At 43.0% G+C, this 12,467-nt stretch carries 12 protein-coding genes and 1 riboswitch; of the genes, 6 read left to right on the plus strand and 6 right to left on the minus strand.

Translation table 11 applies throughout. From position 1 onward, the window contains the following. Nucleotides 1-172: 172 nt before the first annotated feature. The 3 genes from LJE09_RS15620 (at nt 173) to LJE09_RS15630 (ending at nt 3,361) form a co-directional block, all read left to right on the plus strand. Nucleotides 173-1,507: a chloride channel protein gene (locus tag LJE09_RS15620; RefSeq protein WP_118409697.1), complete on the plus strand. Its 1,335-nt coding sequence runs from the start codon at nt 173-175 to the stop codon at nt 1,505-1,507. Nucleotides 1,508-1,632: 125 nt separating this feature from the next. Then, nucleotides 1,633-1,860 (plus strand): helix-turn-helix domain-containing protein, encoded by a 228-nt coding sequence (locus LJE09_RS18915; RefSeq protein ID WP_081703326.1) that lies wholly within the window; start codon nt 1,633-1,635, stop codon nt 1,858-1,860. A gap of 100 nt (nt 1,861-1,960) precedes the next feature. Next, a complete protein-coding gene (locus LJE09_RS15630; RefSeq protein ID WP_255601812.1) occupies nt 1,961-3,361 on the plus strand; it encodes an MATE family efflux transporter in 1,401 nt (466 codons plus the stop codon). Nucleotides 3,362-3,449: 88 nt separating this feature from the next. Here LJE09_RS15630 and thiM read toward each other — a convergent pair whose 3' ends face one another. Then, entirely contained in the window at nt 3,450-4,226 is a 777-nt protein-coding gene (thiM, locus tag LJE09_RS15635; protein ID WP_118633915.1) for a hydroxyethylthiazole kinase, read from the minus strand. After that, nucleotides 4,156-4,743: an energy coupling factor transporter S component ThiW gene (gene thiW, locus LJE09_RS15640; RefSeq protein WP_118409701.1), complete on the minus strand. Its 588-nt coding sequence runs from the start codon at nt 4,741-4,743 to the stop codon at nt 4,156-4,158. The genes thiM and thiW overlap by 71 nt, the downstream gene beginning before the upstream one ends. 114 nt (nt 4,744-4,857) lie before the next feature. Beyond that, nucleotides 4,858-4,961, minus strand: a riboswitch (TPP riboswitch). A 906-nt stretch (nt 4,962-5,867) separates the two neighbouring features. Here thiW and LJE09_RS15645 point away from each other — a divergent pair. From LJE09_RS15645 to LJE09_RS15655, 3 genes are all read left to right on the plus strand, one after another. Continuing rightward, the gene (locus tag LJE09_RS15645) at nt 5,868-6,743 is read left to right on the plus strand and encodes a DMT family transporter (protein WP_227311533.1); all 876 of its coding nucleotides are present in this window, start codon (nt 5,868-5,870) and stop codon (nt 6,741-6,743) included. A gap of 170 nt (nt 6,744-6,913) precedes the next feature. Next, nucleotides 6,914-7,318 (plus strand): DUF1284 domain-containing protein, encoded by a 405-nt coding sequence (locus LJE09_RS15650; RefSeq protein WP_008705446.1) that lies wholly within the window; start codon nt 6,914-6,916, stop codon nt 7,316-7,318. Between the two features lie 104 nt (nt 7,319-7,422). Next, the gene (locus tag LJE09_RS15655) at nt 7,423-8,478 is read left to right on the plus strand and encodes a threonine aldolase family protein (protein WP_227311534.1); all 1,056 of its coding nucleotides are present in this window, start codon (nt 7,423-7,425) and stop codon (nt 8,476-8,478) included. Between the two features lie 9 nt (nt 8,479-8,487). Here LJE09_RS15655 and LJE09_RS15660 read toward each other — a convergent pair whose 3' ends face one another. The 4 genes from LJE09_RS15660 to LJE09_RS15675 all read right to left on the minus strand — a co-directional run bounded on the left by LJE09_RS15660 (nt 8,488) and on the right by LJE09_RS15675 (nt 12,138). Next, nucleotides 8,488-9,651 (minus strand): sensor histidine kinase, encoded by a 1,164-nt coding sequence (locus LJE09_RS15660; protein ID WP_227311535.1) that lies wholly within the window; start codon nt 9,649-9,651, stop codon nt 8,488-8,490. 81 nt (nt 9,652-9,732) lie between these two features. Then, the gene (locus LJE09_RS15665; protein ID WP_008705442.1) at nt 9,733-10,401 is read right to left on the minus strand and encodes a response regulator transcription factor; all 669 of its coding nucleotides are present in this window, start codon (nt 10,399-10,401) and stop codon (nt 9,733-9,735) included. 264 nt (nt 10,402-10,665) lie between these two features. Then, on the minus strand, nt 10,666-11,856 hold the full coding sequence (locus LJE09_RS15670; RefSeq protein ID WP_006857094.1) for a site-specific integrase: 1,191 nt from the start codon (nt 11,854-11,856) through the stop codon (nt 10,666-10,668). A gap of 78 nt (nt 11,857-11,934) precedes the next feature. Beyond that, nucleotides 11,935-12,138, minus strand: a complete 204-nt coding sequence (locus LJE09_RS15675; protein WP_004613735.1) for an excisionase — start codon at nt 12,136-12,138, stop codon at nt 11,935-11,937. Nucleotides 12,139-12,467 lie beyond the last annotated feature (329 nt).

Raw genomic sequence — 12,467 nt, forward strand, 5'->3', positions numbered from 1 at the left:
GCAATCTGGAATGAATTTTGGCTACGTTACTGTGAACGGAGTGAACAGTAACATATAATTCCAATAACCTTTATTTTCTCTGTCTTATCTTTCTGGCAGATATGGAAAATGTATGCTAAAATAGAAATAGCAAATTTGTATGTAAAATAATAAGGAAAGGTAAGAGGGGGAAATGGAGAAAGAGGAAAAGCGTGCAGATCAGGAGAATGACACGGAAGAACAAAGTACGGAAGCGAAAAGCTTACTGAAAAAAAAGCTTCAATATTATAGTAGTGAGATTCAGCGTGATGTGGGAAATCTTGTAAAATGGCTGATGATCGCGGTACTTGTAGGATGTATTACAGGAGCGGCGAGTACACTGTTTTCTTTTGTGCTGAAGAGTGTGACAAATTGCAGGAAAGAAAATGAATGGATGTTCTATCTGCTTCCGGTGATGGGATTAATTATTGTATACCTGTATGAGAAATTTGGTAAGGATGATGGAGGTACGAATCAGGTGCTTTCTACTGTGAGATCACAGGACGATGTGCCGATTTTATCTGCACCTCTGATTTTCATTTCTACAGCACTTACGCATCTGGCAGGTGGCTCTGCAGGACGTGAAGGTGCGGCAATACAGCTTGGTGGAAGTATTGCCAATCAGCTTGGACGTTGGATTCATCTGGATGAGGAAGACCGACATGTAATTGTTATGTGTGGTATGAGTGCAGCATTCTCTGCATTGTTTGGAACACCGATGGCTGCGGCTGTTTTTGCACTGGAGGTAGTCAGTGTAGGAGTGATGTATTATACAGCTTTGATGCCTTGTATGATTGCTTCCCTGGTTGCATCCGGATTTGCGGCAGGAATGGGAGTTACACCGGAGACTTTTCATGTAGTGGATATTCCGAAGCTGACTATTGAAACGGGTTTGAAAATGGGTGCTATCGCTGTTGGATGTGCAGTGATTAGTATTGTATTCTGTATGGTGCTGAATGGAGTTGCCGGAGCATATGGAAGGTGGTTTAAGAATCCATATGTGCGTGTAGTTGTGGGATCCTGTCTGGTGATTGGAATTACATTACTTCTGGGAACTTCAGATTATATGGGCGCAGGTGCAGAGCTGATTGAGAAGGCAGTGGAGGAAGGACAGGCAAGACCTCTGGACTTCTTCTGGAAACTGGTACTGACTGCATTGACAATGCGTGCAGGATTCCGAGGCGGGGAAATTGTTCCTTCGTTCTGTATAGGAGCTACATTAGGATGTGTGATGGGAAACTGGCTGGGATTTTCGCCATCTATCTGTGCTGCATGTGGAATGACGGCGGTATTCTGTGGAGTGACAAACTGCCCGATCACATCAATTCTGATCGCATTTGAAATGTTTGGATTTAAGGGAGTTCCTTTTTATCTGATTGCTGTTTCTATCAGTTATGCGGCTTCAGGATACTATGGACTGTATAAGGACCAGACGATTGTGTATTCTAAGTATAAGGCAAAGTATGTGAATAAACCTACGCGGTTTTAACCGAAACTGCAGAGCAGTTGTTCGGTGTAGAGATATAAATAGAAAATAAGGACAGTTTTTCAGTCTAATAAGAATCTGAAAAACTGTCCTTATTTTTGTTATTCTAAAGCCATGAAAAGCGACAGTTGAGGCAGACAGATTTGTCTATTGAAGAAATTTCTTTGGGTGTCGGTTATGAAAACCAGAGTTATTTTTTCCGGCAGTTTAAGAAGCGATATGGAATGATTCCAAGGAGATACCGGATAGAAAAAGGACAAAAAGTATGTAAACTTTTGAAAAATTCAGAAAGAGTCGGTATGCTTTTTACGTTGCAGGGAAAGAGAATAAATGTTAAAGTAAATGATACGGTATAGTGGGGCAGGGAAATAATAGAGATTATCCTGAAAAGTGTTTTATTACAAAATAGCAGTGACAGAAATTATATCGAATATGTAGAGAGAGGATGGAGTTTACTTGGAAAAAGATAATCAAAGTACGCAGGAGATAAATTCGCAGGCACAGAATCCGCTTGGTATAGCACCGGTAGGTGGATTGATCGTGAAGTTTGCGATTCCTGCGATCATCAGTATGCTGGTCAGTGCGATGTACAATATCGTGGATCAGATTTTTATTGGACAGGGTGTGGGGATGCTGGGAAATGCAGCCACAAATGTGGCGTTTCCTGTTACAACGGTCGCAACTGCGCTGGCATTGCTTTTGGGAATTGGCGGTGCATCAAATTATAATCTGGAAATGGGGGCAGGACAGGAGAAGAAAGCCAGCGGGATTGCAGGTACTGCGTTGTCGTCACTGGCAATCAGTGGTCTGATACTTGCTGTGATTGTACTGATGTTCCTGAAACCACTTCTGACATTGTTCGGGGCAACTGCAGATGTTATGCCTTATGCTGTTGATTATACAGGTATTACTGCATTTGGACTTCCATTTTATATTTTGTCTGTCGGCGGGAATCATGTGGTCAGAGCAGACAGAAGTCCGACTTATTCTATGGTCTGTATTATGATAGGTGCGATCATCAATACTATTCTGGATCCGCTGTTTATTTTTGGATTCGGATGGGGAATTAAGGGTGCTGCATGGGCAACAGTGATCGGACAGGTTGCTTCCGGAGTTCTGGTAATTGTGTACTTCTGTAAGTTCCGCAAAATGTATCTGTCCGGTGGGATGCTGAAACCAAAGCTGTCATATCTTAAAGCAATTATTTCTCTGGGACTTGCATCCTGCATTAATCAGATTGCCATGGCGATCGTGCAGATCGTATTAAATAATATTCTGCGTTATTATGGAGCAAATTCCGTATATGGAAGTGATATTCCCATTGCCTGTGTAGGTGTTATCTCCAAAGTCAATATGGTGTTTATGGCAATCTGTATTGGTATTTCTCAGGGCAGTCAGCCAATCTGGGGATTTAACTACGGAGCAAAGAAATATGACAGAGTAAGACAGGCATACCGTTATTCTGTAACTGCCTGTACAGTAATTGCAACGATATTTTTTTTCTGTTTCCAGATATTTCCACACCAGATCGTGGGTATCTTCGGAACAGGAAGTGATCTGTATTTTCAGTTTGCAGAACGTTATCTGAAAATATTTATGTTTATGACCTTTGCAAACGGTATCCAGCCGGTATCTTCCGGTTTCTTTACTTCTATCGGTATGGCGAAGCTGGGTATTGTAATGTCTCTGACACGACAGGTGATTTTTCTTCTGCCATTGATCATTATCTTCCCGTTGTTTATGGGAATTGATGGAGTGATGTATGCAGGACCGATCGCAGATGCAGCGGCATTTGCGCTGGCGATTGTGTTTGCGAGACGAGAACTGGGAAAAATGCGCAGTGCGGAAATAGTATAAAAAAGTTCCCGCAGATGATATGGAAGAAATTTGTCCATATTGTCTGACGGGAACTTTTTTATGAAAAAAATTATTGATAAACTGTAGATTATAAAAGATTGTAAAACTGATCGAACAGCTCTGTCTGGAAGCTTCCGGGTCCGGAGCTGTTTTTCTCTGCTCTTTCTCCTGCTGTGCCAAATTCTCTGGCTGCTGAGACGGCAGCTGTAAATGGGTCTGTAACTGCCAGATAGGTGGCACAGATCATTCCAAGCATACATCCGGTTCCTGTGATCTGTGACATGGCAGGAGTACCGTTTGTGATAAATTCACACTTACTGGCGGAGACGATCATATCTTCCTTGCCTGTGATAAGAAGTGTGGTATTCCATTGGGAAGCTTTTTCCTGGAAAAGTTCTTTCAGATGGGAACGATTGGCATCTGTAAGCACATCCTGTACACCTGCGTCAATTCCGATTGCATGTGCAGTCTGTCCGGATATGGCAAGAAGTTCAGACATATTTCCTTTAAGGAGTTCGGGCATGTGGATGTTCATAAGCTTCTGCGCAAATTCATAGCGCAGATTGCTGCAGGCGGTTCCTACCAGATCAAGCATAACGGGTATGTGGAGACTGGCAGCGATTTTCAGAGATTCAGGCATGGATTTCATACGTGCATCAGTGATATTTCCAAGATTCAGTGCCAGTGCATGAGAGCTTCTGGTGATTTCAGCTACTTCTGCCGGATGTTCTGCCATAATCGGGCGGCCTCCGGCCGCCAGAATAATATTCGCACAGTCATGAATAGAAATCGGATTAGTGATGCAATGAATCAGCGGCTGTGCTGCTCTGGTTAATTGTCTGGGATTTGTCTGATTTACGATCATATACTTTTGCTCCAAGGCTTTGTTGAAATTTGGCAAGCATTCCTGCGTGACTTAAGGCCTTCAGGAAGAAATAGGCAATGGTGCCGCCCATGCAGGTTGCTGCCAGAAACATTGGTGTATAGAAAAATGCGTTCAGTCCGCTTCTGCCCATAAGAAATGCCATTACAGGATAGGAAACCAGAGAGCCGATGATACCGGTTCCGAAGATTTCACCGATCACTGCGCAGATAATCTTTCCATGAGAAGCGCGGTAGAAAACGCCTGATAAAAATGCGCCGAATACGGCACCTGTCAGTGCAAGTGGCGGGATACCCATAAACATCATTCGGATGATTCCGATGAGAGTGGCACAAAGCAATGAATACCACGGTCCCAGAAGTACGGAACAGACGATGTTTATCAGGTGTGCAGTAGGGCACATACCCTCGATTCTCAGAATAGGTGAGATGACAACGCCGATGGCAACCATCATGGCGAGCATGACCATTCTGAGTGTTTTTGATCTGTCTGTGTTCATAATAATGAACCTCCTTGAAATGAAGATTTGGTCTGCCGAAGCAGACATTATCAGTTGTGCAGGAAGCAGATAAAATCCTGCAAAAAAATCTGCCGGAATAACACACTGGCAGATTTTAATATACAAATACAGTCCCTACGCTGGCATTATCCATATCAGGTGCGGTCGAAGATCTATCTTCCTCTCAGCCTGTCCCACAGGCTCCCGTTGTTATTATCCATTATGCAGATTTTCTTTTGTTAGAGCGTATTTGAAAAATGCTTTACGCAAGATGTGCGTTACAATTTTCAAACACGCTTTAGAGTAACACAAGCTTTTGGAAAAGTCAATGGGATGTAAAAGCAGGGTAAATTTTCTACAGTAAATTTGTTACTGTTCACACGCCACTGTCCCGCGAGGTGTTTTGGCATGAATATGCCAAAATCCCGAGACATACAAGCCAAAATTCCATTGCCGCAGGCAATCTGGAATGAATTTTGGCTACGTTACTGTGAACGGAGTGAACAGTAACGTAAATTTACACTACCTAATATTATTTTTAAGTTGACTTTTTATTTTTTTCAGCATATACTAACAGTAGCTAAGGAATGTGACGAGATTCCATGAAGCGAACTAAAGAAATAAAAGCCCTCAGAGTTGCAGCTCTGAGGGCTTTCTTGCTCGTTACGGTGAGCTGTTCCGTTTGGGCTGTTGCTGTCTAGTGTCTGCCGTCCAGCCATTTGCATATGTAGTAGCTAACTACGCCTGCTAAAACAGAGACAAGAAATGTGACGAGAATTTCTTCCATGAAACTCACCTCCTTTCTGCTGGAGGTTCGATAGCTCTTATAGTATATCATGGTTACTGTTCACTGGTAATATCCCGCGAGGTGTTTTTTGTGAGCGAAGGTCACAGAAAACCCGAGATATACCGCGCGAATTTATGCGATTAGCATAAATTCTGTGCATCGCGAAGCGTGTTACTGAGAACGGAGTGAACAGTAACATATCATGGCTTAGGACGAATTGAAATAAAAAATCTATTTGTACTAAAACGATTGTCCGTGCTATGATTAACAGGTAGATGACAGACAGCATATGATAAAAAGAAGCTGTCTGCATGGACAGAAAGGCAGGTTAAATCTGATGAAACAGGAAAATTACATAAAGGGTATGATAATGATCATCCTGTCGGCGTTTTTCTTTGCTTGTATGAATGTGAGTGTACGTCTGGCAGGTGATCTGCCGTCTGTGGAGAAGAGTTTCTTCCGGAATCTGGTGGCGGCGGTGTTTGCAGCGGTGATTCTCTGTAAAAATCGTACAGTGCCGAAGGTGGATAAGAAATACTGGGGACCGTTGATCCTGCGTTGTGTGTGCGGGACACTGGGGATTCTGTGTAACTTTTACGCAATTGATCATCTTCTGGTGGCAGATGCATCGATTCTGAATAAGTTATCTCCGTTTTTTGCGATTATTTTTTCATTCCTTTTGTTAAAGGAAAAGATCAGACCGGTGCAGGCTGCGTGTGTTGCGCTGGCGTTTATAGGATGTTTATTTGTAGTGAAACCGGGATTTCAGAATGCGGCACTTGTTCCGGCACTGATAGGAGTCTGCGGTGGACTGGGGGCAGGAATTGCCTATACGATGGTGCGTGTACTGGGAACTCACGGAGTGAAGGGACCGGTTATCGTGTTTTATTTTTCATTTTTCTCCTGTTTGTCGGTTGTGCCGTGGATGTTGTTCCATTTCACACCCATGAATATGAAGCAGCTTGTGACATTGCTGATGGCAGGATTATTCGCAGCGGGTGGACAGTTTACGATTACGGCTGCATACACCTATGCACCTGCAGGGAAGATTTCCATTTTTGATTATTCGCAGATTATTTTTGCCACGATGCTGGGATTTATCCTGTTTGGAGAGATTCCGGATAAGTACAGCGTTACAGGATATGTGCTGATTATTCTGGCATCATTGGGTACCTTTCTTTATAATATGAGGGTAGCTAAGGCTGGTAAATGAAGAAAAAGTAAAAAAGGATTTTTCTGATTTTATCCAGTAAGTCTGATGAAATCCGACCAGTATATAGAATTATTGGATTGTAAACTATAAAATTAAAAAAGTTGTCAATAAAAACGCTTTGTGTTAAAGTATCTAATATGTTAAAAAATTAAGGAGAAGGGTGCACAAAGATGTCTTTTATAAAAAATATTCCACTACGCCCTCACCATGGAATGTGCCTTGCATATTTCAAGGGTGAGGGATACAGTAATGGGTTTTCCGCACATATGCAGGAAATGCTGGATATTTTCCAGAAGGGAGCAAAGATACAGCTTCATGCAGATACAGACGAGATCTGTTCTGCCTGTCCCAATAATGAAAAAGGATGCTGTTCTTCCTTTTCGCTTGTAGAAGCATATGACAATGCAGTGCTGGAACTGTGCGGTCTGGAAAATGGACAGATTATGGAATTTGATGATTTTACAGATGTTGTTCAAAAGAAAATCCTGGCATCAGGAAAGAGGAAAGAAATCTGTGGGAATTGTCAGTGGAACTCCATCTGTGAAAGCCAGAAGAGCAGATGGGAGAAATGCTAAGAAAAATAGAGTAACAGAATGAATAGCGTTCCGGTACAGAACAGAAGCTATGAATAAAAAAGTCAAATGCGCAAATAGTGCAGTGAAAGGACATAACGATAAAAATGGAAAATACAGAATCACGTTTATATTTCGCCAGTGACTACATGGAGGGTGCACATCCTGCGATCATGAAAAAGCTGATGGAGACAAATCTGGAGAAAACAGTGGGCTATGGTCAGGATCCATACACAGAAGATGCGAAAGAAAAGATCAGAAAAGCCTGCAATGCACCGGAGGCAGATGTATTTCTGCTGGTTGGTGGAACACAGACCAATGCCACAGTGATCGATGCACTTTTGAAATCCTATCAGGGAGTTGTGGCTGCGGATACAGGTCATATTGCAACCCATGAATCTGGCGCTATTGAATTTGGTGGACATAAGGTTCTGACAGTACCGCAGAAAGATGGAAAAATCTCTGCACAGCAGATTGAGAAGCTGGTGAAGGATTTCTATGATGATGCCAATTATGAGCATATGGTAATGCCCGGGATGGTATATATTTCCCAGCCAACAGAATATGGTACCCTGTATTCCAGAGAAGAATTAGCAGCTCTCAGCAAAGTATGCCGGGAAAATCATCTTCCCCTTTATGTGGATGGCGCTCGCCTTGCCTATGCACTGGCAAGCCCGGAGAATGATGTGACTCTCACTGATCTGGCAGAACTTAGCGATGTATTTTACATTGGAGGAACCAAATGCGGAGCATTGTTTGGAGAAGCAGTGGTTATACCGCAGAAAGGACGGATTCCTCATTTCTTTACGATCATCAAGCAACATGGAGCATTGCTTGCCAAGGGACGGATCGCAGGAATCCAGTTTGGTGAGCTGTTTACGGACGGGCTGTACCTGCGGATCGGCAAACCTGCAATGGAAGCTGCAGAGCAGATCAAGGATGCACTGAAGATGTATGGATATCAGCTTTCTCTGGATACTCCCACCAATCAGATATTCTGTATTGTGTCCAATGAGGTAATGAAAAAAATAGCCCAGGATGTGGAGTTCGGATTCTGGGAGAAGTATGATGAGACACACTCTGTGATCCGCTTTGCCACAAGCTGGGCTACTACTATGGAAGATACACAGAAACTGATTCAGATTCTGGAAAAAAATAAATAAGAGAAAAAATCAATAGTCAGTTGATTTAGGCAGTATCAGGGCAATGGTACTGCCTTTTTCGCTGCTCTGGGTTACTTTTACCTGGCCGTTGTGCTGTCTGGCAATCTCGCTTACAAGAGCAAGCCCCAGACCTGCACCGCCCATGGCGCGGCTGCGGGATTTGTCCACACGGTAGAAGGGATCAAAGATTTTTTCCTGATTTTCAGGGGAGATACCGATGCCTGTGTCAGTTACCTCCAGGACTGCAGATTCTGCAGAATGAATGTTTACAGTAACGGAACCGGAAGGCCGGTTATATTTGATCGCATTTTCAACCAGATTATAGACTGCGCGGTACAGAAGGATATAGCTGCCTGTAACAGTACAGTCACCTTCTGTCTGAATAAGCCGGATCTGATGCTTGTCTGCAACCGGATCCAGATCGCAGAAAACTTCTTCTGTGAGTGCTGCAAGGGAAATTGTGTCAGAACGCTCTACAGTCTGAAGACCTGTCATGTCCAGCAGGATTTCTGCAAGATGGGAAAGCCGTCCGGTCTGTTCCTGAAGCATGGTGAAAAGCCTGTCGTATTCCTGGGGTGCGTGTTCCGGTTTTTTGTAAAAAACTTCCAGATTTGTCTGCATTACAGCTAAGGGTGTGCGAAGCTCATGTGCTGCACTTGCCACAAACTGTTTCTGTGCAGAGAAGGCATTGTCCAGACGGGCAAGCATGTCATTAAAGGATCTGGTCAGACGTGAGATCTCATCCTCTGAGAGTGGGACTTCCAGCGGCTCAGACAGATTCTGTGCCTGTACCTGGCTGATCCTGTCGCTGAATCTGCGCAGAGGAGCCAGGGCTCTTCTGGTGACAAACCAGGTACAGATACTGCTGAGAAGAATAATGATACCTGTGGCAATCATGCTCTGGAACAAAAAATTGTTTTTGGTATTCTGGATCTGGTTTTCCAGATCAGGGATGAGGATTTTTGGATCTACATTGATGGAGATCGGGTTTGAATTATCGGGGGTGACCAGAACCACATAGTCGGAGATCCCTTCCAGGCCGGTCACAGCAGAACGGCTGATGAAGAAATACATCAGTGCACAGGCTGTGATAACCAGCCCGGAGATCAGCAATGTGAGCCGCCACTGGAGAGAGAGCCTGCGGGGGGAAAGTTTTTCTGAATAAAATTTCATAGATAAATCCTTTCGTTTCATTATAATGACATAGTAGTATTTGAAATCTGAAAATATTTATTGTACAGATATGAATGATTTTTATTCTTCCAGAATATATCCCTGTCCAATCTTATTTTGTATAGGATCATATCCAAGGGCAGTTCGCAGTTTTTTTCTTAAAGAAGAAATATGCACCCGGATGGAATTACTGAAGCTGTTCACGCTGCCGTCCCAGAGATGCTCGATCATTTCCTCAGGGCTGATGATCCGGTTGCGGTGAAGCAGAAAATATTCCAGAAGTGCGCTTTCTTTCCTGGTGAGAGCCAGAGGCGTGCCATCTACACTGGCTTCTCTTGTACGTGTGTCAAAGGTAATGCGGCTGCATCTCAGGCAGACATCCTCCTGGATAAATTTGCGTCGGGTAAGGCTGCGGATGCGGGCTTCCAGCTCTTCGAAATGAAATGGCTTGGTGAGGTAATCGTTGGCTCCCAGATCCAGCCCCTCTACCTTATCCTGGATCTGTACTCTTGCGGAGAGTATGAGAACAGGAGTATTGGTATTGAAGGTACGGAACTGACGCAGGATTTCCAGACCGTCAATTCCCGGCAGGTTCAGATCCAGAAGGATCAGGTCGTAATTCTCTGTCATACATAATTCCAGTCCCTCTTCTCCGTCAAAGCAGGTATCTGTTTCGTATCCGTCCATGCGGAGCCCCTCTGCCATGGAACGGCAGAGCTGTTCTTCATCTTCTATAATTAAAATGTGCATGATAGTCTCCTTTTTGAATTTCTAGATTTATAGTTTTATCATAGCACACGAAGTATAAAATTCGTGTAAAAAAAGAAAATGTTTATAACAAAAACTTACTAAATTTCTGATTATCTTTTCATAAGTTGGTAAATGCCGATATATCCCGTATTTTAGGGCTTTATCGGTATTTTCTTTTCGGAAGATACCTTGCATAAGCTGGCATTTACCAGCATGAAAATGCAACCAAAAGTAGTAAATGAGTAGTAAATATACGCTCCGATATTAACAAGCCAGTCTTTCCAGTTCTGCTTTTGCAGATTGAAATGTACCGTGTGCGTAATAGCCAAGTGTCATGGTTATGTTGGCGTGTCCCATGAGATATTGCAGGGTGTTTGGGTTCATTCCTCTGTTTGCCATATTTGTACAATAAGTATGTCGGAATGAATGTGGTGTGATGTTCGGTAACTTGTCCGTGTGATATTTGTTATACTTCTTAATCAGCCCTCGCACCATACCCTCATAGTTTCCTGCAACCTTAGGCAAGCCCTCACGGTTTAAGAATAGGAAATTGCTGTAACCACCTACAATCAGCGGTTGTGCCTTTCCTCTGTTCTTTAGTATTCTTTGGATTGCTTGATAAGCCCGTTCTGTCAATGGAAGTTCCCGTTTTCCGTTTTTGGTTTTTGGAGTTTCAATATAGTAGCCGATTTCGCTGTCTTTCAATAACTGGTGGTCTATATTGAGTATTTTGTTCTGCATATCAATATGCGTCGTCAGTCCGCAAAATTCAGAAATACGAAGTCCCGTTTCCAACAGAAGCACAACCTCATCATAATACTTGCTGTAAATCTTATCCTTTTCCATAAAGGCAAGCAGGCGTTCTTCCTGCTCTGGTGTAAGGATAACTTTCTGCTCCGTATCATCTTCCAGAACATCACTTAGCTTAAATTCAAATGGGTTCTTTCTGATACAGTCGTCTTGTATCGCCATGTAAAATGACGCTTTCAAGGAACGCTTATAGTTATCAATTGTTTTATAGGCATATCCTTTTTCACTCATTCTGATAGCCCATTCTTTAGCGTCCGACTGCTTAACAGTATCAATCGCCCTCATACCCAATGGGTCATTTTTCAGAGCGTTCATAAGATACTGTCGTCCCTTTTCGGTAGCCCTCTTGATGTTCTTTCTTTGGCTGTTCTTTTTCTCGTAAAGCTGGCAGACTGTCATTTTACCGCCGACTGTGTCGATACTGTCGTTAAGGTCTTTTTTTATCTGTGCTTCTTTTTCCCTCAATGAAATATCATCACGCTTTCCAGCAGGTGTCTTGTCTGTCGGTACAAGTTTCCAAGAATAGATAAATTGTGGCTTTCCGTATATATCAGTATATTTATAAACGTATCTTCCGTCTTTTCGCTGGCTCTCTCCATTACGCAAATTGCGATTTTTACTGTCTTTTCGTTTTACATTAGACATAGTGTAAAGCTCCTTTCCGTCATGGAATGAGCCGTGATACGCTATACTTTATTATACCATATCTACGGCTCAATGACATTAGATTTCGTCCAATGTATCTATGATTTTTTCAAATTGTTTTCGCTTAATCTGAATACGATTACCGTTCACGATAACCCAGCCAGCGTCAATATTTTCTTCGGCTAATTTACGCAATTTTTTTTCGCCAATGCGGAAGTATTTAGACGCTTCTTCAATCGTCAGCGTATATTTTTCCCAGATAGGCACATCAGTATTGTTCATAATCTATGCACCCCCTTTACTGTGTGTTGTTTTTTTACAAGCAGACAGACGGCTTTGGAAAGCTCCATTAGTATCTCAACTATTCCCATTCTTGTGGGCAGAACCGCACCATGCGGACGTATCATTATTCTGTGAGGATAGGTCATGGCAAAACGACTTTTCCAACAGTCGCTCTCGGATCACTGCGTGGGTCGCTCGCTTTCTTTTGGAAAGGTCGTGGCGTACAGTCCCCGTGGCTCGCTATCTCACAAACGTATCTGTCTGCTTTATTCAGTTGTCAACGAATCATGAAAGCTTATCTCAGCCTATAATGAAAATAGGATACTGAC

This window comes from Blautia sp. DFI.3.45, from assembly GCF_020593505.1.
In the GTDB taxonomy this organism is placed as follows: Bacteria; Bacillota; Clostridia; order Lachnospirales; family Lachnospiraceae; genus Blautia_A; species Blautia_A wexlerae.